This window comes from Fulvitalea axinellae (assembly GCF_036492835.1).
Classification (GTDB): domain Bacteria; phylum Bacteroidota; class Bacteroidia; order Cytophagales; family Cyclobacteriaceae; genus Fulvitalea; species Fulvitalea axinellae.
In genome coordinates, this window is sequence record NZ_AP025314.1 from 2,608,347 (window position 1) to 2,632,137 (window position 23,791).

At 46.9% G+C, this 23,791-nt stretch carries 12 protein-coding genes; 9 read left to right on the forward strand and 3 right to left on the reverse strand.

Annotated elements, in window-relative coordinates:
- Nucleotide 1 precedes the first annotated feature (1 nt).
- Nucleotides 2-1,108: an efflux RND transporter periplasmic adaptor subunit gene (locus AABK39_RS10005; RefSeq protein ID WP_338391199.1), complete on the reverse strand. Its 1,107-nt coding sequence runs from the start codon at nucleotides 1,106-1,108 to the stop codon at nucleotides 2-4.
- A gap of 223 nt (nucleotides 1,109-1,331) precedes the next feature.
- Between AABK39_RS10005 and AABK39_RS10010 the strand changes: the two genes are divergently transcribed.
- Both AABK39_RS10010 and AABK39_RS10015 read left to right on the forward strand, forming a co-directional pair.
- A complete protein-coding gene (locus AABK39_RS10010; protein ID WP_338391200.1) occupies nucleotides 1,332-2,423 on the forward strand; it encodes a sensor histidine kinase in 1,092 nt (363 codons plus the stop codon).
- Between the two features lie 2 nt (nucleotides 2,424-2,425).
- The gene (locus AABK39_RS10015; RefSeq protein WP_338391201.1) at nucleotides 2,426-3,178 is read left to right on the forward strand and encodes a LytR/AlgR family response regulator transcription factor; all 753 of its coding nucleotides are present in this window, start codon (nucleotides 2,426-2,428) and stop codon (nucleotides 3,176-3,178) included.
- Nucleotides 3,179-3,271: 93 nt separating this feature from the next.
- Here the strand turns inward: AABK39_RS10015 and AABK39_RS10020 are convergent, their stop codons facing one another.
- Both AABK39_RS10020 and AABK39_RS10025 read right to left on the reverse strand, forming a co-directional pair.
- Nucleotides 3,272-12,217 carry a LamG-like jellyroll fold domain-containing protein gene (locus AABK39_RS10020; protein ID WP_338391202.1) on the reverse strand — a complete coding sequence of 2,982 codons (8,946 nt, stop codon included), beginning with the start codon at nucleotides 12,215-12,217 and terminating at the stop codon, nucleotides 3,272-3,274.
- 678 nt (nucleotides 12,218-12,895) lie between these two features.
- Complete coding sequence (locus AABK39_RS10025) at nucleotides 12,896-14,194, reverse strand: hemerythrin domain-containing protein (RefSeq protein ID WP_338391203.1); 1,299 nt, start codon at nucleotides 14,192-14,194, stop codon at nucleotides 12,896-12,898.
- Nucleotides 14,195-14,295: 101 nt separating this feature from the next.
- Between AABK39_RS10025 and AABK39_RS10030 the strand changes: the two genes are divergently transcribed.
- The 7 genes from AABK39_RS10030 (at nucleotide 14,296) to AABK39_RS10060 (ending at nucleotide 23,758) form a co-directional block, all read left to right on the forward strand.
- Nucleotides 14,296-16,821, forward strand: a complete 2,526-nt coding sequence (locus tag AABK39_RS10030) for a protein kinase family protein (RefSeq protein WP_338391204.1) — start codon at nucleotides 14,296-14,298, stop codon at nucleotides 16,819-16,821.
- Nucleotides 16,822-16,894: 73 nt separating this feature from the next.
- Nucleotides 16,895-17,365 (forward strand): YybH family protein, encoded by a 471-nt coding sequence (locus tag AABK39_RS10035; RefSeq protein WP_338391205.1) that lies wholly within the window; start codon nucleotides 16,895-16,897, stop codon nucleotides 17,363-17,365.
- 173 nt (nucleotides 17,366-17,538) lie between these two features.
- Nucleotides 17,539-18,786 (forward strand): glycoside hydrolase family 88 protein, encoded by a 1,248-nt coding sequence (locus AABK39_RS10040; protein ID WP_338391206.1) that lies wholly within the window; start codon nucleotides 17,539-17,541, stop codon nucleotides 18,784-18,786.
- A gap of 56 nt (nucleotides 18,787-18,842) precedes the next feature.
- Nucleotides 18,843-20,762, forward strand: coding sequence for a heparinase II/III domain-containing protein (locus AABK39_RS10045; RefSeq protein ID WP_338391207.1), 1,920 nt, complete (start codon nucleotides 18,843-18,845; stop codon nucleotides 20,760-20,762).
- Nucleotides 20,763-20,808: 46 nt separating this feature from the next.
- The gene (gene kduI, locus AABK39_RS10050) at nucleotides 20,809-21,651 is read left to right on the forward strand and encodes a 5-dehydro-4-deoxy-D-glucuronate isomerase (protein WP_338391209.1); all 843 of its coding nucleotides are present in this window, start codon (nucleotides 20,809-20,811) and stop codon (nucleotides 21,649-21,651) included.
- A gap of 66 nt (nucleotides 21,652-21,717) precedes the next feature.
- Nucleotides 21,718-22,506: a gluconate 5-dehydrogenase gene (locus AABK39_RS10055; protein WP_338394681.1), complete on the forward strand. Its 789-nt coding sequence runs from the start codon at nucleotides 21,718-21,720 to the stop codon at nucleotides 22,504-22,506.
- A gap of 31 nt (nucleotides 22,507-22,537) precedes the next feature.
- Nucleotides 22,538-23,758 (forward strand): DUF4861 family protein, encoded by a 1,221-nt coding sequence (locus AABK39_RS10060; protein ID WP_338391210.1) that lies wholly within the window; start codon nucleotides 22,538-22,540, stop codon nucleotides 23,756-23,758.
- The last annotated feature ends 33 nt before the right edge of the window (nucleotides 23,759-23,791 follow it).

The following is a 23,791-nucleotide window of genomic DNA, read 5'->3' on the forward strand; positions in this document are numbered from 1 at the left end:
TTTACTTCAGCGTTCTCACTTCCATGCCTTCCTCAGCCTTTACGAGCGCTTCCTGAACCACCCAAAGACCTTCTTTCAACCCACGAACTAAACGGGTGTCGTCTGTAGTTTTCACAACCTCCACGTGGTACTGCTTAAGCTTTCCGTTTTCGACGGTAAACACTTTGTCCGTCTCGAAAACAGCCTCACGAGGCAGGTTCATCACAGACTTATACGGTTTTTCGTTAAACACGAGCTCGATAAACTGACCTTCCAAAACCGGCGCTTCCGTACGGATATAAATCTTGACCGTTTGCGTGGCAGGGTCCACAAATGCCGCTTTACGGATTACGGTTCCCTTATGGTTCTTCCCGTCAGCATGGATTTCCACCTTGTTGCCTTCGGCGATCCAAGAAGCGTCTTCCGGCATCACTTCCGCTACCGCTTCCAGCCTGTCTGTTCTGATAATCCGGCCCAACGGCTGGCCCGGGCTGGCGATAGCGCCCACTTCCAAGTTCACGGTTGAGAAAACGCCATGAAACGGCGCGCGGATTTTATAGCGGGTCAACGTAATCTCCCTTTGGCGAATGTTATAATAGGCCGAAAGGATATTACGGCTGGCCATAAAGACCTTTTCTTTGTCGCTTTTGATGGCCGGAAGGGGAGGCAACGGTTTTTCCAGCTGGATATCGCTGAAGTATTTTTTCCATTTCCCCAATTCCGTAGGGTAATCCACCTCTATATCCGGAAGCGTTCCGGCTAGGCTGGTCAAAAAGTTACTCTTGTCAGCCATAAGCGAAGCCCTGAAGTCGTCGGAATAGATATTCACCAACACTTGTCCCTTGCGGAATGTCTGGCCTTCTTTCAAAGGCACGTCTCCGTTCAGGATCCGGCCCGACACCTCCGATGATAGGCTTACGATCTCAGTAGAGCGGATACGTCCGTGATAAACGATCGGCTCGTACAAATCCGAATAGGTTACTTTTTTCACCTTAACGGCAATTGTCTTCTCCTCTTTTTTCGATTTTTCCGGTTTTGGCTTGTTCGCAATCATGGTGTAAGCGAGACCGCAAAGGATTCCGACCATGGCAAGGCCACCGAGTGCGCTAAAAACTGTTTTTCGTCTCATCAGTCGTCGTTAAGTCGATAGTTCCAGCAAATAAGCACCTTCCGGTTCCTTATAATAAAAGAATCAATCAATCACCGAATAACATCAACAAACCCTCATATTAAATCCGCAAGGCATTTTGTTGATGTAAACAGGCAGTATGTAGAGGGCGAGCCCCTTTTCATAGAGTTTTGTTTTACGAAGATTAAATGATCGGTAATTTGGGGGTATCAATGGCAATTCAATGAACGAGAAGATAAAAGATATCCTTCTGAACAAGGTTTTGAAGTACCTGGTGTGGATAGGAGGGGTGGTTTTCATTTATTCAGGCGTATATTGGCTAGGCTGGCGCTATGCTCTTGCCCGGACGATTACCTTGGTGGTGGCCCTCCTCCTTGTTTATTATATAAATAAAAAATGGCTGATCCCCCGTTTCTTTCTGCCTAAGAAAAACGCTTGGTATATTTTTCTGGCGTTCGCCACATATGTCACGATGCTGTTCTGTATCATGACATTGGACGAGCAGTATTGGAGCCTGGTATCCGATTCCGCTTTGAAAGACATTATAGAATTCTATCATTCCATGGTGGAGGAACAAGGGCAACAACCCACAAGGGAAACCCTGTACAGGCCGGAATTCGCTTTCGCTTTTTCCAGTATTTACGTATTGCTCACTTTGTTTGTAAGCACAAGCCTAGAATTGGCAAACATCGACAAAAAGAGAAAAGAGAAAGCGAAGCAACTGAATATGGAAAAAACGAAGGCCGAGCTGAAGTTCCTGAAGTCGCAGATAAACCCGCATTTCCTTTTCAATGCCCTGAACAACATTTACAGCATGAGTTATATGAAAATGGATCAGGCTCCCGAAACCGTGGCGAAGCTCTCCGACATGCTCAGGTACATGCTCTATGACTGTAGTAACGATCTGGTGGAACTGTATAAAGAAGTGGATTACATCAACAACTATATAGATTTCCAAAACCTGAAAACGGCCAACGAAAACAAAGTGGAGTTTGGTGTGGAAATGGAAAATCCGAAGGCGAAAGTGACGCCGATGCTTTTCGAACCGTTAGTGGAAAACGCGTTCAAATACAGCCGAATCGACGAATATCCGGAAGGGAATATCTGGATAAAACTGGTTCAGAAAGGCGAGTACTTGGACTTTGTGATCCAAAACAGCGTAGCGCCCGACAGGGAACGGGAAAGCGTGGGGGGAATAGGGCTGGAAAACCTGAAACAACGGTTGGTATTGAGTTATCCCGAAGAGCATAAACTAGTGTACAAAAGGCAAGGCAACGATTTTTTCGTTAAGCTTTCGATACGAATGGAGAATTGAGTATGGAAAAAGTTAAAACGCTAATTGTCGACGACGAGCATCTGGCCCGTACGCTTTTGAGGGATTATGTCGAGAAAATCCCGGAACTGGAACTTGCCGGAATCTGTAAAAACGGCCTGGAGGCCATGGAGTTTATCCGAAACAACAAAGTCGACTTGGTTTTTCTGGATATCCAAATGCCCAATCTCACTGGAGTAGAGATGCTGGACGCTTTGAGCTACCAAACCAAAACCTTTACCGAACGGCCGTTTGTGGTATTTACCACCGCATATTCCGAATACGCTCTGAAGGGCTATGAGCTGGACGTATTTGACTATCTGCTCAAGCCGATTACATTTCCCAGATTCCTGAAATGCGCTAGCAAAGTCATTGAAATAAAAAACACGATGTCTAAGGTGCCTAACCAGCCAGCGGAACAGGCAGTACAGCCCTCGTTCGTGCATACGCACCAAGACTATATTTCCATCAAGGCAGACCATAAGCTTTTCAAAGTTAAACTCAACGATATTGTTTTTATAGAGGGCCAAAGGGAATATGTAACGTTCCATACGCTGAAACGGAAGATCATGGCTTTGGCTTCCTTGAAAAAATTGGAATCGGACTTGCCTTCAGGGCAGTTTATCAGAATTCATAAATCGTATATAGTGTCAAAAGACTATATCGAAACCATGGACGGAAACATGCTGGAAGTCGGCGAACACCGATTGCCGGTAGGGCAGAGTTACCGTTCGAATGTTCTCCAGATCTTCGAATAACCGAAATCGCTTTTACCCAAAATCAGAAAAGGCGCCCCCCGTTCGGTGGCGCCTTTTCATTATGGATACGTTGTCAATACAACGATATTTTGATTAGTTCACAATCAGCCTTTTGGCTTTTTTACCGTTGGCGGTCTCCATCGTGTATACATAGATCCCTTTCGGAAGTGTATTAACGCTGAAGTCCACGCTGTGGTATCCGGCTTCACGCTTTTCGTTCACCAGTTCCTTGATCAATCGGCCGAAGGTGTCATATACATTCAGGATGACATGGCCTTCCTCAGCCAACTGGAATTGGATCTCGGTCACGTTATCCGCCGGGTTAGGAACGTTCTGGTACAGAGCGTCGCCCGTAGTTTCCGGAACCACTTGATCCGTAACATCACCCACACGCAGAGTAATCGGTTCCATATAATTACCGACTTGGATTCCGTCCTTGAACGCTTCGGTATCCTCCACCTCAAAGACCTCGTCTGTCGAGCGCTTGACCACTCTGAACTCAAGTTCGGTTACCGGTCTTGATGACCAAAGAGTCAAATAGTAGACCACTTTTCCGTCTCCCTGCATCGGAACCCCGACGCCAGCAAGCTTACCGTCCGTATAAGCCAAGAGGTAATTAGGTTCCTTGATCCAAGGCTTGCCTGAATCCGCCTCAAGTCCGGCGGCCATAAACATTACGAACGGATATTCGCGGTTATCAACTTCCCAGCCACGTTCTCTGGCTTCGCCAACGATGGCGTCAAGCTGGATAGGCGCAACGATAGGAGAGGAAGCGAAAGACCTTGCCTGACGAGCGAGCAAAGCGTCGGTCGAGACTCCAGTGTAATTCAGCTTCGAATCGTTGGATATTTTGAGACGGAAACCTTCGCCCGGAAGCATATGTCTCAAAGGCCCGATCCATTTGCCGTCATAGAACTCGGCGAACCCTTTTCTGGAATACACGGCGTCTCCGTTGCGCAAATCCCGTTGCAACGAAGCCAGTGCTTCTTCGGTAGGCTTCACCCGATCCGGCAGATAACCTATGGCGTTTACGCTTTCGGCCACTACCGGAATGTCCGTTCTGCTCACGTCAGCCAAAACGCCCTCCACTTGGAGTTCCTTGGCGTTGGACATAAACACCGTGTAAGATTTCATCGGCGAAAGTTGCGTCAGCGTACCTCCCCACGATCCGTTTTGGAAAACGGCTTCCTGGATATCTTCTCCCGAAGAGAAAATCTTGTCGCCATTCTCGGCGCCCAGCACTTTGCTCAGCTCCAAGGTAAGGCTGGCTTTGTCGGTCAGGTTAAACGTTGACCAATGGTATCCCGCCTCAAGATTCATCCGTTTCACCCGAACGTCTCCGTAAGTGACAGTTTGCGCATTGTCGATGCCGTTCGCAATTCCCTGGCGGTAAGTGTACGTCTCAGCTCCCACGAATTCCGTACATTCCGAAGCGTCCCAAATGCGGAACGTCACCGTTTCGCCGGAAGAGATATTACTAAACACCTGCACTTGGGCCAAGTAACGGTCTTCTCCGCCAACTCGCTCTTTGCGTACTTGCGCAAGGCCTCTCAGCTCATTGTTAACGTAAGCGGTCACCACATCGAGTTCATCGCCTTCGTAAGATCCGCTGATATGTTTCGGCGCTACGGTAAGGTTCATGATGTGGAGGAAATCGCCGGGAGAGAATACATACTCTGGAGAAGGGCAGTTCACGTTCAGGCTGATAGAGAACGATTCTCTAGTTCCATCCGCACTTTCAGCCACGATGTTTTCGGTGTATTCGCCGGGATTCAGCCACGGAGCGATTTCGAATTCCAGATTCGCTTCGTTTCTCGACTGAAGCGTGTATGTGGTCTCGTCACGGTACCTGCCTTTCATGCTTAGCCATACCGGAAGGTCGATGATACGGAAGTTGGCCGCAGTGGCTCCGATATTGCTCAGGCTGGTTGTAAAGGATTTTTTGGTCCCAGCAAGCATGTTGATCTCCATATTGGCTTTTTCCCAATTCAAGGCGTTGCCGTCCATTGAGAAGTCCCAAGAATACGGATCAATGTAGTTGCCGTAAGGGTCACGTACCTTGTTTTCCAATATGGCCGCTTTCAAGACGGCCCCCTCCAAGTTTCTCCTCGGGAATTCCGGTTTCGGTCGAATGATGATTTTCCTATTGTCGGAAAGGAACACGTCGATAGGAATGTCGCTAACCGTTCCGCTGTTTTTCATCACCAAAACCTTTTCGCTGTCTTCAGTCCAGTCCAAACCGTTGGCCGTAGTGCCGACGGCATTTCCAGTGAAGTCGTAAACGGCTTCGCCAGACAGTCCCGCATTATTAAGAGGGAAGTAGGCCACGAGTCCTTTTTCGTTGCCGAAAAGCATCTTGCCTTGGTTCACCAATATCTGATCAACCGATCGGGCCACATTCCAAATACGGATTTCATCCATATAACCGAAATAGCCTCCACCGATTTGCATCGGTTCGTCGTTAGTGGCCCGAGGTTCGAAAATGCCTTGGGATTCGAAACGTACGGCATCGTCGATTACGATTTTGTACTGTTTCAAAGCCGCGTTGTAGATCACAGCCACATGCGACCACTTGTTTAACGGCACCGGAATGTTGGAAAGCCCTTCGAAACAAGCGACACGCCCGTTAGGAGTCACCGATATTTTGAAATTGTCACCTTTCTGAACCAATACGGCTTCGGTGGTCGGATAGCTGGTAGGCCTTACCCAGAGTTCCACCGTATAGTTTTTCGTTATATCGAAAGCGCTTTGGTCCGGAACAGAAACGATATCGCTAGGCTGGTCGAAAACCGCCGAAGTAAATTTCTGCGGAATGCCCGTAAGCACACCCCTGAGCTTAATGTTCAGCGAATTGACAGTCTCAGGAGAAAGGCTTCTGGTAAGTGTAGCCGAAATCTCGTTACCCCGATACACCTCGTTGTTCAACGGAACCGTGGTTTCGATAATCGGAGCGCGACGGAAAATAGATCCTCTTATCCAATCGGTGGCGCGTTGGCGGTCCTGCTCGTTGTCGCCGTTGTTACAGATCGGCACCAAACGCAAACCATAAGCTCCGTCGACCAAGCCGTCCACTTTTATGCTCATGTGGAAATAGCCGTCGTTGCCGACATAGATTTTCTCCGTTCCTTCCGGGTTCAGGTCCACTCTCGGATCTTCCTCGTTGGCGTTGTCAAGAGCGTCGACAAGTTTCGAAACCGGAATCTCTTTCAAAAGGCGCCCGATATTGCTTCCTTCTTCGGCGTACTCGATCCACAACTTACGGAAAGGATCATCCGTACGGTCACGAGCCGCTCTCAAGTCCAGCCCGTCAAGGCTAAACGCAAAGTCCACCAAATCGTCGTTTCCACCGTTTACAACCCAGTCGGCCGTCGGATTGGCCAGATCGATGATCTGCAGGCAAGGCTGGAAGAATTCAGCAGTAAGCTCGACGCGCGTATCTGTGTCGATTACGCCTTCCCTGATTCCCGCATTATAGATAAACGAATCGTTGGCCTCTTCGCATTTTGAGAAGAATCGGATAGGAATACGGGCCACTGTCTTCTTGGTTACGTTACGGTCAAGCTCGACCGTTACGCGTACCTGAACGCTCTGTCCGTAATTCATAATATAATCCTTACGGGCAAACGGGTGTCCGTTGATCTTGATTACGGCTCCGGCCAAATCAGTATTGGTCTCGCCGTTTTCATTATTGTGTCCAGCGTTTACCAAAGCAAGTGTGTATCGCTTCGGCGTGTTGTCGTTAAACGGCTGGGTATTGGTCAATACCAAATCAAAAGCGATCTGGTCTCCATAGATTCCCGATTTTACGCTTTCGCCTACCACGGTCAGCTGTACGCCTTCACGTGGCACTGTTCCCCTTTCAAACGGACACATCGATCGGCCGGCGATAGTACGGAATACCGGAGAGTTCAGGAATTTTGACGCTCCGTGGCTGTCCAAATTGTCGCTACGCACCTCCAAGAGATATTGGTCTCCCAAATCATCGTCGGAAAGTTTGATAGAGAACGACTCCTGTTGCGCGTTGCTGTTTCCAGCTGAAAACGATTGGGAAATCCCTGTAGAAACGCTACCGCCCAACTCGACTAACGCTCCCGGAACCTTAAGCTTAAATTCTCCGCCGATAGAAAGGTCAAAACCTAAAGACTCGTAACCTTTGCCGTAGCTGGAGTTATTGCGTCCCATGCTATATGACAAGGAGGTACCACCGGAGAAGTTAATCCGTGTGAAATCAGTGTCCGAGACGTCAACGCCATCATCGTTAAGGCGAAGAGTGCCTGGAAGACCTTCTTCTTTGCTAATCTCGAAAGGAGGGAGGTCATTGAACGGATCAGTGTATGTTCCGGCCTGTACTTCTTCTTCCGTCAAACCAGCTACCAGCCTTCTGTTTCTTTCCAGAATAACTTTCCAGTTTTCGATATTCGTATCGAGATTATCAGCCTTGTCTTGCTCGCCTCTGGCTATCGCGGCGTCACGCAATTCCACAAGGTTAGGGATAATCACGTCGATAACATGCTGATAGCTGTGCGAGAAGAAAGAGTTTACTTCCTGAGTCGCCACCAGATCCTCCTGCACAACGGTAGCCGTACAAGTGTTTTCGTCATATTCAAGACTCTGGCCACGGCCGAAAATCAAAGCGGGGCTAAACCCGATAAACACGTCGCTCTGCAAGCCCGGGGCTACTGAACCGCCGTCTGTAGAAATGTCCCTGTCAAAAGATACCGAACGGGTACGCCCGCCACCGCCACCGAAGACAGTTTTCAACTCCGAACCGAATTCGGTTGTGAATTCCGTCTCGACCAACTGTGTGCCATTGGCCACACCGATACCGAACGGAGCCGCCAAAACCTGCAATTCGGTTTTCAACGAGGCGCCACCTTTGATCTTCGACTTTCCGCCCAAAGAGCCCGAAAGATCCCAGTCCAGATTAAACGCCAAAGATTGTCCGCGTTTCCAAGTCACACTACTGCCGTCGCCCGGAGGGTCGTGGAGGACCATAAGCAATTGGTCCGGAGCTTTGATCGTAAAGTCGTTATTGTACCGAACAGTACCTTTGAGCACCGTAGTTACCACATCAGTGTAGAGTTTTCCTTTGTAACGGATTCCCGAAGTAAAGGACTTGGTAAACGGATCGCTGAAATTAGGCAAGCCCGTCACCATAGTAAATGTCGCCTCGCCGTTCTCGTTCAGCTTATATTCTCCAGCTATAGCCTCGGGATCGTTCGGATTAACGGCAAACGCCCCGATATCACCGGTTACCTGAAGAACTCCGTCAACTTCGCAACGCACTTCGTCGCCGTCCACAATATAAGTTTCGAAAGCGCGGGCCCTAACTTCGTAGCTTGACAGGTAATCCAACACATAATCGATTCCGTTGTCACACTCCGATTTTCTGACTTCTTCTTTCGTCATCACAAGGTCTCCATCGGAATTACGGCTTGTAACGATCTTGTTCAACACTTCGACCTCAAGAGTCAACGGGTTATTGTATTCGAACTCGTAAGACTCCCAGCCTTTGGTCAGGTCAATGATCGGAGATTTTAGGGTAATGGAATTGTTATCCGCTTTCTGGAGTTCCACCCTGTATTTGCCCGGAACCAAACCGTCTACCGTGAACGTGGTAAAGTCGTCGTTGAAGTTCTCGGAATTGATTTGTTTCTCATAAACTTTACCCGTGTAGTCAGTCCGCACAATGCGTCCGTTCCAAGCTCCGACGCCATAGCCGCAGGTAGTTCTGATATGCCCCACAAAACCGAAACGGGTGCTGTTGATAAAGTCTACGGAAGTCATCGGGCGGAAAATATTGAATTCGTATTCTTCTTTTCCTTCCGAGATAGGGTAATCCGTATTGGACGCCTGATAAGCGTAAACGCCGTTTTGCGTGTCCGTTTTCGCAATGGCGTTTGTGGAGGTCGGCTTTCCGTGGAATTTCAAAATTCGTTCGTGACCGTTCGGGCTCCAGCCCAAAGCGCGGAACGCTCCAGTTTCTTCAAGAGGATAGAAAGCGTACAGCGAAGCCATATCGCGTTCGATCAGTTCGCCTTGCCTTATTTGGTGAAGCTCCGGCAGGTCGTAGTTTTCCGTACGGAAAGAAAGGTTGTCCAGATAACCGCGGAACCATTGGCTGGTTTCCAGCGGGATTTCCGTTTCCACATAAGCTCCAATGGCGACTTTTTTATCTTCGATAGCCATCAAAGAAACCGTGGAGGACGTTTCCTCCTCATTGACCAAGATATTGGCCTCGCCAGTCTCCGAATCATATGAAAGGGAGAAGAAGTTCCAAGCGTTTCTTTCAAACACGCCTGTCAAACGCAATTCCTCTGTCGTTCCGTCACGCAACACTAACTCACGCTCCGATTTCATCAACAGGTTCATCGTACCGATCGAGAAGAGCACTTGTTCGTCCACAATTTCCAAGCTTGACCCCGAGCTTCCGTCGGAAGTGTCACGGCGTTCTCCTTGCTGGTGAACAGGAACGTCCGGCAAATAGAACCAGCCCGACCACGTACCTTTCTTAGATCTCCATGCTTGTGAGCTCAACGCCAAAGCGTCCTCGCCATTGAACCAGTACGAACGCTGGCCAACCGAATGGCTGAATTCCGATTCGTCCACACGCAGTTTATGACGTCCCAAAGCGGACGAAACCACATAGTTGCCATCACGGTCAGTTACGGCTTTGTCTCCGTTTATCGGAGCGTTGTCAAGTTTAAAACGGGCTCCTTGCGGTACAGGAAAACGTTCGCCTTCCACATCATAATAGACTTGACCGGCAATGGCCAACGAAGACCTATCGATAAAGTCAACCTCATCTTTTTGGTAATCGCTCACCTTGGAACCAAGGCTGAGGTTGATCTCCAATTCTTCCGGACGGAAATCGTAGTTTTCCTTATAAGGCGTTACGATAAAGTTGACGCCTTCGTAAGTGGTGCCATAGTTAACATTCCAAATGAAATAGTTTCCGAATTCGTTGGTGTACGCTCCGTATTTCACTTCCGGGCGGTCATCGCTCCAAGGAAGGGCCGAATTCGATCCGCTAATAAGTGCGCCAGACTGTTTGTCGAAGTTAAGGACAAAGTCTTCGTTATTGTCAAAACCGAAGCGCCCGCCGATGTTATAGATCTCGGAACCCGAACCTTCGTCAAAACGGAAATACAAAGCCAAATCCTTTTCACGGCCGGAGAGAATCAAGTCACGGTAACGGTCGATCAGGTTGACTGTCGCTCCGCTGTACTCGTCTTCGAAATTATCACGGTTTGCCGTCCAGATTTTCAGTTCGTCCAAACCGTACGCCGAAACGAAATTGTCGTTCAGGGTAAGGCTGTTGAGCACTTCGCTGGATCCCAAGCGGTAGTTAGGATTGGAATAAGCCTGAATCCTGTATGATCCCAAACGTTCTCCGTCAAAAAACAAGACGGCTTCTCCGGTGAGTTGAGAAAAGGTCACGGCCAAGTGATGCCATCCAGCCGGATCTTTCACTTCCGTTACGGTTTTGGTTTCTCCGCTTGCACCGTTCACCGATAGGCCAAACGTGTATGTGGCGTCCGCAGTACGGCCGATTTTAAAGTCCGCTTCGGCGAACGACAATACAGTGTTCAGCGAGCCATTGCTTGCGGGTTGCTTATACCACATCTCAAGCGTATAGTTCGCTTTGTCCCGGATACCGTCAACTACGTCGACAATAATCTTATCGGTATTCTCAAAACCTAAAGCGTAACCAGGTAACGGCTGGCGTTCTTCCAAGGTAATCTTGGCGTCTTTCACAAAAATATCGGAAAGCGTGTGGACATTACCTTCCACTTTACCGTTCGGAAGCACAAAGCCTTTTTCCTCTTCATGAGAGACCACGCCGTTGCTTCCCATAGCATCCACTCGGTAGGTGTAGACTCGGTTGGAGATCACATCACGGTCTGTCCAAGCCAATTCTTGGCGGATTTTCGCATCAGTCGCTTCAATTGAAGCCACCAAACGCTTGTCCTTATACACACGATAAGAGCGGGCGTCAGCGGCATTAAGCCAAGTCAACTCCACCGAACGCTCCAAACCGCGAGTGGCGTGGAGGAACAGTTTGTTGCTTTCCAGAAACGGGTGTCCGCCCAAAGGTTCAGTAAAAGGGCTTCCTGCGGAAAAAATTCGAGTCAATCCGTCTACTTCGAGAGCGATATTCTCGACAATTGCGTTCGAGCTAAGATTGATGATCTCATTGCCCCAAAGGTGAGTTTGTTTTCCGTTTCGAGTTTCTTCCTCCACTTCGGTGGTGCCACCGAAGTAAGCCTCAAGCCCGGTTTGCTCGCTGAGCTTGATTTCGGAAAATCCTCCGAAATATTTTTCCCTGTCAAACGAAATCTCGCTACTTGAGCGCGGACGGCTCCAAAAACGCATTTCGGAGTAAAGCGCGACAGAACGCTTGGCTATAAGCGAAAGTGGGCGAGGAGTCTCCGACGAAAGGTCAAAGGCTTGGTCACCATCCGTATCGGTAAAACGTTCGTGTAGCTTACCGTCGAAATATGCGTCGATGTAATAGTGGTTTTCCATTCCCGGCACCCTTATAAAGGTATATGCCAAGTGGTGCCAGCCCAATTGCCAAAGGATATAGTCGTTCACCCCGTCTTCGCCCGGCAAAATATTGTACGGGTTTTTATTGCGGTCATCCGTAGTCAGGTAATCATCACCTTTCTTTACGGCCAATCCGCCCGTATGCAAAAGTGTTCCGGGAGAGTCGTAAGTGATGTGTAGGCCAAAACCGAAATCATTTTCTTTATCCAAAAGAAGAATGTCCTCGGGATTTTTCCACCTCGCTCCGCCATTCCTTTTCAACCAAAATTCCACCGTTGCGCCCGGTTCTCCTCGTCGCAACAGTTCCGAAAGGTCAATACCGAGGGGAACGTCCTTGGACGAGCCATGATATGCGTCTAGGTACATCATGGAGAACGGAATCCGGACTCCCTCCGAGTCTTCTTGGGCCAATGCTTGCCTCTGTGTTATTAAAAACAGAAAAACAAGGCATAGCACAGAACGTAAAAAGTCATGTACTTGGTTCCTCATAGTCTATTTGTTTGTGTTTAGTTTTCACAAACCCGCTAAGGGTTGCAATTCGATTCTGTTTTGGCTTTATCTGCATATGTCAAATAAAGCATAACGGTTTATGTTGTTTATATCTTTTGGAAAAACGGAAACTATGATGTTTTTTATACTGGGAAGTCAGATTTCATATAAACCCATAAAACTCACATCTCTACAATAATCAACCACACATTTACCCTTAACCACCATTTTTCTATACAATATTGTCTTTTATGCAATTGTAGGCACAATCCAATTCGTTCTGATTACAGAAACCCGACTGGAAACCCACGAATAATTCCGACAGTGCTAGAGTAGAAAAAAATTCACACTTACACTATTGAAAGAAGACTTTATCATTTCAATCTCTCAATTCAGCCGGTTTTGTACAGTGATTTTCATGCTTTGTTATACGAACAAAGCGTCATATTTATATTTAAAACGAAAACTTCTGACTTCAATATCCTAATTAGTGGGAATCATTATACTACACTACAATTTTACGTCATAGGATATTCCTTTTTTGTAAGGTGGAATACAGTAGGTGTTTTTCCAGAAAAATATTTTTTCCAAACGATAATCAATTCGGAAAGAGGAATTCATAAAAAACACAAATGAACACAACTACCATGGAGTTTTTAATTATACTTTTTTCATTAATCACGCTAACGAAAACTCTTCCCCATATTTCCTGTCTATTCCATGATTAATTGCGTAAATGGCTTTAAACGATTTCTCAACCATTTCAGGCAATTCGTCAGCGCTGGCAAGTGTTTTTGCTTTTCTGAATTCCAAAATAGGAGCTTGCCTTCCGTCTTGGCCTACAGGTTCTGTACGGTCACCAAACTCACCTAATGAGCGGGGTTCCTCAGCGTATTGCCTATCCGGAAAATGTTTCTTGGTCAACAGGTCTTTGCCCTTGGCCATATTCAGAATCCAATCGCCCAATTTTAAAGCGTCCATCACTTGGTGGTTCTTATACGGATTGTAATGATAAACGCCTCCACGATAAAGAGGCCGTTCCATATCCTCTTCCTCCTTATAATTGAAACACCTGAATAGCTTAAGCCAATTGTCAGCGTTACTCCCTAGAAACAGTTCCTGTTCGCGTGGAGGCAACAGCTCCGTTATTCTGGCAAAGTCCGTTCTGGCGATAAACATAAATCCGATTTTGGGCGAAAGATTGTTCCGTATTCCGCAATCTTCCATATACTGGGTAGTCAAAGCCAAAAGACCGCACATTTCCGGACTCGGTTCCCAGTCCGAGAATTCGGGGAAACATTCCTTAAAGTAGGTGATTCCATCCGGTAGCCTATCCAAGAACCGATGCATATGAAAAAGCTTGATTCCCTGCAATGGCTCAGAAAGGGAAGCTCCGACTGGCTTGTAATTGCATAAAGCCACACGCCCCGGCATTTTCCGCTCTTTTTCTTCTCTGGATTCGGTTCCTTGGTCATCCGCACCTAAATCCCGGAACATCCCGGGAATAGCATCGAGGGCAATTCCCGCCGTAATTTGAGGGTAAACATTGCTTTCGCCTGTCGCCTCTATAAAACCGTCGGGTTCCCTTACTTTTCCAAAATCCGTAAGCTCTGAAACGGGGCTTGTTTTCTTGGAATATCTATCTCCGGGCGATTGCAAACGATTGAAAAGGGAGCGTACTTTTCTCGACATCACAAGCGCCTCTTCCAATCCTTCGGTGCTTTCATCGAATGGTCTAGTGTCGACTTCCAGATCGCTTCCTCCGCCTACATAATCGGTAGAAATTTCAAAATCCGGATTACTTACCAAGCTGGTGGCTTTCGGATATTTCTCTTGTGGAGGCTCTCGTCCCGGAACGGACCTGTATGTTCTCCAAGCACTAAGTTCAAATTCAAAACCGATTTTTGCCTGAATAACATTTGGAGCCGGATCGGCATTTCGGTGCTTTTTTTGTCGGTGAACTTTAGGTGAAAACATTATCAGGTAAACTGCCGGATCCGAGGATGTTGTTTCCTAACCTCTATAATAAGTTTTCCCCAATGGCCGAAACTTTCGTCAAAATCCGTTAACGCTAAGCAGTGTTCAAGCGCAACGCCACTAATACAGCCAATTCAAGGGATTTCAAACCTGCGGGTAGACAAGGGATTAGCGTCAATCCTCCCGCCGGAATTCCGGCGCAGGCCATGCTCACAAAAGCCGCTTATTTGACTCTTTTGGACGGGCAGAAAGGCGGACAGACAAAGAGCAAGCACGAAACGAACATCGCCGGTTTGTTGGAACACTACGCTTTTTTGGTGGAGGAAACGCAACGGATTCTCGAAGAGGAAAGACGAGGCTACGCCAGCGTACCTATAGAGCCCACCGGTTTGCGAGATAACTGCTACCGACGCATTAGAGTCTTGCACGATATTGAGCAAGCTGTTTTTCTTTGGAAAAGAAGTCGTCCTGTAGCTTTCCGGGAAATTGATTTGATGGACACGGACAATGATTTCGGCATCAATACCCATTTATTGGAAGAAGTGCAGAAAGAAAGGGCCGCCGTTACGGCTATCTTCCGCACTTATAGCATAGAGCTGACTCCAAGCCTAAAATACGGATTAAAAAGCGTTGTCGATTCCGTTGACCAGATGGGGCTGTCGGTAGCCATGGGAGCTACGAAACGCGGAAGCTCATTTCCGCAACTCTATACGCCGGGTGTGGAACGGGCAACCTCTGAAGCGATGAAAAACCGCCTGATTAGCGACCTAGGACAACTTCTGGCTTTTCCGACAGGGGCGGAGATTCTCACCGAATTTATGAGGTGCTCCCAGCAACATATGTCCAACCCGACATTCCGTTTAGCCTCGAATCTTCCGGGCTGGAAAGGAAATCCCGGAGGAAACCCAGACACAAAAAACGACACCATAACCTTGGACCCGAATTGGTCACCCGCAGACTATTTCGTCCCCGTTGCCAGTCCGGGCGCTTCGCCGGGCTCATTTTTTAAGAAAAGCTACAGCGACAAAAATCCGAAATTGGTCACCTACACGACTCCGTACCTGATATTGGCCGCCAATTTGGCCACTTTCACTTATACGCTTGTAGGCAAAAGGAAATCCAAAGTAAAAAGCCTTGTTCATGAGAAAATCAGTAAGTTGAGAATGGAAATGGGCTTGGAAGAGGTTGGAGCCCCTGAACTGTTGAAAAGAGAAACAGGGTTTATAGATATAGAGCTGGAAGGAGATCGAATAACCACGGGACAAGCTGTGGACGATCTAACGGAAAGGCTTAGGCATCTTGAGGAAGAAACCCGAACATCCACACCTGAGGAAGACGACAGCTCAAGTGACAGTTCGGGAAGCGACCGTGTCAAAAGGAAAATGCGGGTAACATCCCACGGTATCAGGCGCCCAGCCGCAAACTTCTTCGAAAAGGAGCAGGCCACTATGGAAGAGCTTCAACCGTCCTTGGATTTCAACCCCGACGATATCGACTTCACTACTTTCAGACTATTGGGAGAGCAAGGCGCTTACGGATCCGTCTACGGGTTTACGACAAAAAAAGGCAAAGAATGTATTTTGAAATTTGTTAACACTGAAACCGGCTACAATTTCTCATTCTCCTGGCACCCGGAAAAAGAGGCTTTCGCATCCAACTTCGTAAGGGCTTTGGGAAGCCGTGTGGACGCGCCGGCTTGTTTGGCCTTAAGGCGGGAAGGTCCGGAGTTAACCAGACTTGCCCAAATAGCTACGCGTTGCTCAAGTAGCCAAACCAAGCAGAAATTTTATCACGATTTGAAAAAGATCCGCAAAGGGACTTACGACTATACCTGCTTGGTAATGGAACGGGCTCCGGGCGTTACCCGAAACCAAATGAGGACACAATTCGGAAATGCGAAGGGAGACGCTCTCTTGGCTCGTGTGGTGTCCAAACCGTTTTATCAAGCGTCGGTTGGCGAACTTTTCGTTTATGATCTTTTATTGGGGAATTTCGACCGGTTCTGGCTAACAGTACACGGCGGAAACGCCATCTTTAATGTGAAAACGGTTGGCAACATATATTCGCATCCTGCCTATACTCCGCGCGAAGGAAAGCCAATGCACGCAATTGACCAAACCCTAAGCGCTTACGGTCAATATATCTTTTTGAGACGCCTAAAAGACGGAAAATCGCATGAAGCTCTACAGTCTGATCCGGAATATAAAGAAGTAGGTCGAGATATCGAAAATGCTGAGACAAGACCACTCGCTTTCCAAAGCCGAATACGCTGGCAAGTGGACTATTTAAGAACAATGTTCAAGAAAATACTCGACAACCTGATGGCCGGCAAACTCGGTCGATCAATGGAAAGTCATTTCCTTCAGGATCTTGTCGGACATTTTTCGGATTATACGGCTTTGGAAATCGGTATGGTGCAAGCCATGCTTCAAATCCGCTATAACAGAGAAAAACTAGGAGCGTTCGAAAAAGTACAGTTTCCGAGTTTCAGCCAAGAGGCTTTCTATCTTTTCGAATGTTGCAGAATGGTTGATTCGCTGGTTGACCAATACGACAGGATTGAACTTTTCACAAAACTGTCGGAGATGAAAGCCAAACTTAGCGGACCTATAGACCGGCCTGAATAAAGCCTTTTCGATTCGATCTATTTTTATTGTATATTTCTAATGATATCATATTAACCAAACCCACTTTGCTATTATGAGACCCACTTTGACTTTTTATCTTCTCGTTTTCGTTTCGATAATTTCCCTTGGCTCTTGCGATAAGAACGTGAACACAAAAAAAGCGGATTTATCCGAAATGAACCGATCGATCCAAGATGTAATGGACCAACAAGCCGCCGACTGGAACAGGGGAAACATCAAGGCTTATATGAACGGCTATTGGAATTCGGACTCGTTGATGTTTATTGGCGGAAGCGGATTAACTTACGGATGGCAAAACACCCTGGATAATTACCTCCGCGCTTACCCCGACAGAGAGGCAATGGGAAAGCTCAAATTCTCGGAACTTCAATTCCGACCGATTGACAATGAAAACTGTTTTGTGGTCGGAAAATGGTATCTGACAAAAAACTCAAAAGACCGCTGGGGTTACTTTTCCCTATTTTGGAAACGCATGCCTAACGGCTGGAAAATTATCGCCGACCATACTGGGGAAGAAAGCTAAAGAGGAATCGGAGTGGGTTTATTTGTCCAAACCCATGTAATAATGTTTAAGGAAGCGAAAAAACGGCCTTAGATACGGTTGTACCCCCTTAAAAATACGATCATTCCCGTTTGGAGTAGATGTCAGCTATACCTTGTGGCTGACACTTTTTTTTACACTAACCTATTTCAGTTATGAAAAAGACAACGGGGTTTATCGCAATCTTGGCGATACTGTTTGCTTCTTGTACAGCCTCTAAGCCCGGCCAAAGCAAGGAAGATCTAGTTACTACAGCGTATGACGCGGCGTCCGTCCAATACGGGAATATGCTCGATTTTGTGGCGGGTAACGAAAAGGCCATGCCCCGTACATTAAAGAAAGACGGATCCATGCGTTGGACTCATCCGTTTGACTGGACAGCGGGATTTTTTCCGGGAAGCCTTTGGTATTTGTATGAGCAGACCGGAGAGCAAAAATGGAAAACGGCGGCGATTGCTCAACAAGCCAAAATCGAGCATTACAAAACGAAATATAACAACCACGACATCGGGTTCACTATGAATTGTTCTTTTGGTAACGCTTTGCGTCTTACTAAAGACGAGACCTACAAAGAGGTTCTCGTTACCTCGGCCAACACCTTGGCAGGACGTTTCAGCGAAACCACAGGATGCCTCATGTCATGGAATCCAAGCAAGAGCCGGGATTTTAAATATCCGGTGATTGTGGATAATATGATGAACCTGGAATTGATGTTTGTGGCCTCTGTGCTTTCGGGAGATTCCAAGTATAAAGATATCGCCGTTACGCACGCTGTTACTACAATCAAAAACCATTACAGGCCCGACGGCAGTAGCTTTCACCTTGTGGACTATGACCCGGAAACGGGAAAGCCACGACGAAAAATCACCGTCCAAGGATATGCGGACGAATCGGCTTGGGCCCGTGGACAGGCCTGGGGACTTTACGGCTACGTGATGTGCTACCGTTTTACCAAAGACAGGCGCTTCCTCGACCAAGCGGTTAAAATCGCCGACTTTTTGGCAAACCACAAAAACATGCCTGCGGACGGCGTTCCGTACTGGGACTTCAACGCTCCAAATATCCCTAACGCCCACCGCGACGTTTCGGCCGGAGCGATTATGGCCAGCGCCTTTTACGAGCTCTCAACTTACGCCAAAGGCGGTAAGAGATTCCGCGTATTCGCCGACAAAACTATCACTTCTTTGGCTGGCAAAGCATATACTCCGGAAAGTGGACAGAACTCAAACTTCATCCTGATGCACGCCGTAGGCCACTTGCCTGGCGATGTAGAGGTAGACGTTCCTTTGAACTACGCCGATTACTATTATCTGGAAGCTTTGAAAAGAAAAAGCATTTTGGACGAAGGGAAAAAGCTTAAGGACTGGTTCGCTTATACTTCCGACGATTTAAGAGGGGTTTAAAAATATCTAGTATTTTTTCAGGAATTCGGTTTATTCAGCCATTTCAATCATCGATTATGAGATATTTCGTTTCGAATTTTCTTCTGTTAATCCTTCTTTTTCGATTGCCATTATCCGTGGAGGCCGGTCATAAGGTTTTCACAACCAAATACACTCTTGAAGACGTTAGAAAGGCCGTGGCGATCCAAAAAACGGATTGGTTGCCTTTTCCTAGAATTAACGATAGGAAAGGCTGGAACGCTCTGCCCGATAACGTTAGAAAGGATTTGGTGAAACGTGGGGAAAAGGCTATGCAAACAAAACCCAGAAACCCATTGCCTTCAGAGTTTATGGAATCGTTCAAGAAAGGGGACCGATCAAAGCTCGACAAACTGTTACACCGAAATCTCGCCACGATGAACGACCTGGTCTTGGCCGAATGCGTGGAAAACAAAGGACGCTTTATCCCTTTTATTTCCGATTTCATCTGGACTTTCTCAGAAGCGAGTACGTGGAGCGGAGTGGCGCATTTGACTATGCAACGTGGAGGCAGAGGCTTGCCGTTAATAGACGATCCGGTAGTGGACCTGTTTGCGGGGAGAATCGCCAAATCTTTCGCTATCACAGACTATTTGCTGGGCGACAAACTTGATGGTTACTCAAAAGAGGTTCGCAGACGTATGCGTTTGGAAGTAAAAAAACGGGTGCTTGATCCAGTGGCTACCAGAGACACTTACTGGTGGATGGGAAAAGGCGAACGCTTTGTGAATAATTGGAACCCATGGGTTTCTTCAAACGTGCTTATTGCCACTCTAGTTTTTGAGAATGACCCAAAGTTGAAAGCGGAAAGAGTATATCGCCTTATGGGTTTTGTTGACAGATTTTTCAACCAATACCCAGAAGACGGAGGCTGCGACGAAGGACCAAACTATTGGGGACGGGCCGCCGGTAGCGCTTTCGATTTTTCGGAATGGATACGGATCTTCAGCCAAGGGAAAATGGACGTAAATGACGATCCGCTATTCGGGAACATGTTGGCTTATATTTACAAAAGCCAGATATCCGGAAAAGCGTTTGTCAACTATGCCGACGCCGCCCCATTTTTCACCCCACCGGTCAACTTGATTGCTAGAGCAGGCGAAGCTTCTGGCGATAAAAACCTTACAGATTTCGCCACTTATTTTGCGAAAGGCAGAATAAGCAAATCATCAATCGATCGTCAGCTTTTCGGTTTGTTTTTTCCTGTAAAAAAAGACAGCGAAAACTCTCACCCTCCGTACCTTAAGGATGTATGGCTCAAGGAAACCGGATTTATGACCGCTCGTGACAAAGCCGGCTCTGACAAAGGTTTTTTCCTCTCGGCCAAAGCCGGTCACAACGCCGAAAGCCATAACCATAATGATGTCGGGAACTTTGTTTTGTACTTCAACGGCAAGCCTGTTTTAGTGGATGTTGGCTCGGATACTTATACGCTCAATACCTTCGGCCCAAATCGTTATAAGATCTGGAATATGCAATCGGAATACCACAACCTTCCGGTGATTAACGGCATTGGGCAAAAGAACGGTCGGGAATTCAAAAGCTCAAAAATCATATATAGCGCCAATTCCCAAAACGCTTTATTGAGCCAAGATATCGCCAGCGCGTATCCGAAAAACGCCGGAGTGAAATCGTGGAACCGTACGATAAAATTGAAAAGGGGGAAAGGTCTGGAACTTACGGACAGGTTTGTACTGAATAAAACCGAAGGAAAAAGCGCTTTGCATTTTATGACTCCAAACGAAGTCAGAAAAGGAAAAAAAGGAAAGCTAATAATTGTTACCGAAAATGGAGACGAAATGACACTCACCTATAATGCTTCGGTCTTCGAAGCTGAAGTGGAAAGCGTTTCTATTAGTAAAAAGATAAAAAGGAATTGGGGCCAAATGAACCGGATTGTGTTGACAGCCAAAAACACCCCAAAAGAAGGGAAGTGGAAAGTTTTTGTCAGAAACTAATTCACAGCCTTCCCAATTATCAAATTTTTCTTACTAAGAATACCTCATGAACACTAAACACGAATCCCGTTACGCATCCAGTCCCCGAGAAGTGAAAGGGATGGATACACAAACTCTCAGAGACGAGTTTCTTATCGAAACCCTTTTCGAAGAAAACAAAGTGCTTTGGACTTATACCCACTATGACCGCTATATGGTCGGAGGAGCTATGCCTCGGGGAAACGCTGAGGTTACACTGGACACCCTGGACATTCTCCGTTCAGATTTCTTTTTGCAAAGAAGAGAAATCGGAATTATCAACGTAGGGGGAGCCGGTACCGTCGTTGTAGACGGAACAGCTTACAGCCTTTCGAAAAAAGAGGCGCTTTATATTGGGAGAGGAGCAAAAGAAGTCATTTTTAAAGCGGAAAATAACGAGGAACCCTTCTTTTATCTGAACTCCGCAACGGCCCATACATCATACCCGGTCCGAAAAATCTCAAAATCAGAGGCTGTAGTGATGGAAATGGGTTCTCCGGAAACCAGTAATCACAGAATGATCAATAAGTTGATCGTAAACGACCTGTTGGACACTTGCCAAGTGCAGATGGGACTAACCGAGCTGAAATCAGGCAGTGTTTGGAACACTATGCCGGCCCATACGCACGATCGCCGCATGGAAGCGTATTTCTACTTTGACCTTCCCGAAGGACAAGCCGTTTGCCACTTTATGGGCGAACCGCAAGAAACCCGTCACATCTGGATGAAAAATCACCAGGCGATAATCTCGCCTCCATGGTCTATCCACTCAGGAGCCGGAACGTCAAACTATAGTTTTATTTGGGGTATGGCTGGCGAAAACCTCGACTATTCGGATATGGATATAGAAGCAGTAAGCGATATTCGCTAAACGAAATCAATACGTTATGCACCTATGAGGCCCCTTATTACGGGGTCTCTTTTACTAAAGAAAACCATAATGAAACTTTTTGATTTAACTGGAAAAATCGCTCTGGTAACGGGCGGAACACATGGCTTGGGCATGGCCATGGCTAAAGGCCTGGCAGGCGCGGGCGCAGAGCTTGTAATTAACGACATTGACACCGGCCGTTTGGAAACGGCCGTGGAGGAATACAAATCCCATGGCTTTAAAGCGTCAGGGTATCTTTTTGATGTAACAGACGAGAAGGCGGTTGTGGAGGCTGTGTCAAAAATCGAATCCGAAATAGGAGGGATCGATATTCTCGTAAACAATGCGGGAATTATTCAACGTACACCAGCCATTGAAATGGAACCCGCCGATTTCCGCAAAGTAATCGATGTTGATTTGGTAGCGCCCTTTATTATGGCAAAAACCGTCGCTAAGGGGATGATCAGCCGAGGTGGAGGAAAGATCATCAACATCTGCTCCATGATGAGCGAATTGGGCAGGGATACCGTAAGCGCTTACGCATCGGCCAAAGGCGGACTGAAAATGCTTACCAGAAATTTGGCCACGGAATGGGCCAAACACAATATCCAAATTAACGGAATAGGTCCTGGATATTTCGCCACTTCACAGACAGCCCCGATCAGGGTGGACGGGCATCCTTTCAACGAGTTTATCATAGGCCGAACTCCCGCCGGCAGATGGGGCGATCCCGAAGATCTTGCGGGCACCGCTGTTTTCTTGTCTTCCAAAGCCTCCGATTTCGTTAACGGACAAGTAGTTTACGTTGACGGAGGAATCTTGGCTACGATAGGGAAACCGTCAAATGAACAATAACGGATTTTGGTTCTTTCATAATTTTCCAAAAATGAGAATCGTATCGAAATTTTTATATTCCGCAGTTTTCTTATCCGTAATTTCTTGCGGAGAGAAACGCCCAGGATTGGTAGTGAAAAACCCTACCGATAACGATTTGGAATCGAAGCCAATCGTTATCAAAAAACAAGACCTCGCAGGAAGTGGAAAATGGATAGCTGTTTATGACGAAAACAATAAAAAGCTAAACGTACAGCACGACGATTTGGATGGTGACGGCAATTGGGACGAGATCGTTTTCTTAGCCAATATCCCTTCAATATCCGAAACAGAATTCACCTACCAATGGAATGGCGAAAAGGAAAGACAGCCTCTTAAAGTACAGGCCAGATTGGGTGTTTCAAAAGAGCGAAACGGAACTTTTAGCGAAGTGACGGAACACGTTATGGATTCGGTCCAAAAGGCGCAAGTTATTCCGCAATTGTACCAACTAGAAGGCGTTGTATGGGAAAACGACAAAATCGGTTTCCGTCTTTATTTCGACGAACGAAACGGAAAAGATATTTTCGGAAAACAACAAACGGAACTTGTTCTGGACTCGATCAAAGGGGGGTACCACAAACTGAAGGACTGGGGAATGGATGTGCTGAAAGTCGGTACGTCTTTGGGAGCCGGATCTTTAGCTATGAAAGACGGCGAGGGTAAATTGCACCGCCTCGGTAACACACCGAACGTAAAGTACAAACAGTTGGTTGAAGGACCCGTCAGGGCCATTTTCGAATTGGTTTATCCTGAATGGATCGTCAATAAAAAAACATATCAGTTAACTGAGAGAATCGAAATTGTAAAAGGAGAGCACGCATACCGAAGTCAAATTAAACTGGTCGGGCCTGACTATCCCGAGCTAGTAGCCGGTGTGGTTAACTTAAAATTCAAAGGCAAGGAAACCGTCTACAAAGATAATGGAGGCTGGTCAGTTTATTCTTTCGGTAAACAAAGTGAGAACGGCGATCTTTTGGGTATGGCTCTGACAATTCCTGAAGCGTGTTTTGCTAGTTCGGGACGAATAGAAAAGGATCCGGAAACAGACAATGCCGTTAGCGATAGTTTTTACGCCTCACTCAAACCGGAAAACGGAATCTACGAATTCGATTTTGTAAGCGGATGGGAATTAGCGGACAAGCGATTCAAAGACAAAAAAGGCTTTGAGGATTACTTACAAAAGTGGGTAATAATGCGAAACACTCCAATCTCTGTAGAAGTGAGAAAATAGCGTTATTCTAATTCAAAAAAATGCCCGAAGACT

Bases quoted from the DNA above. Each gene is read 5' to 3' on its own strand.
- AABK39_RS10010 (WP_338391200.1), top strand. From the start codon at position 1,332: ATGAACGAGAAGATAAAAGATATCCTTCTGAACAAGGTTTTGAAGTAC.
- AABK39_RS10025 (WP_338391203.1), bottom strand. From the start codon at position 14,194: ATGTTTTCACCTAAAGTTCACCGACAAAAAAAGCACCGAAATGCCGAT.
- AABK39_RS10015 (WP_338391201.1), top strand. From the start codon at position 2,426: ATGGAAAAAGTTAAAACGCTAATTGTCGACGACGAGCATCTGGCCCGT.
- AABK39_RS10035 (WP_338391205.1), top strand. From the start codon at position 16,895: ATGAGACCCACTTTGACTTTTTATCTTCTCGTTTTCGTTTCGATAATT.
- AABK39_RS10020 (WP_338391202.1), bottom strand. From the start codon at position 12,217: ATGAGGAACCAAGTACATGACTTTTTACGTTCTGTGCTATGCCTTGTT.
- AABK39_RS10005 (WP_338391199.1), bottom strand. From the start codon at position 1,108: ATGAGACGAAAAACAGTTTTTAGCGCACTCGGTGGCCTTGCCATGGTC.
- AABK39_RS10060 (WP_338391210.1), top strand. From the start codon at position 22,538: ATGAGAATCGTATCGAAATTTTTATATTCCGCAGTTTTCTTATCCGTA.
- kduI (WP_338391209.1), top strand. From the start codon at position 20,809: ATGAACACTAAACACGAATCCCGTTACGCATCCAGTCCCCGAGAAGTG.
- AABK39_RS10040 (WP_338391206.1), top strand. From the start codon at position 17,539: ATGAAAAAGACAACGGGGTTTATCGCAATCTTGGCGATACTGTTTGCT.
- AABK39_RS10045 (WP_338391207.1), top strand. From the start codon at position 18,843: ATGAGATATTTCGTTTCGAATTTTCTTCTGTTAATCCTTCTTTTTCGA.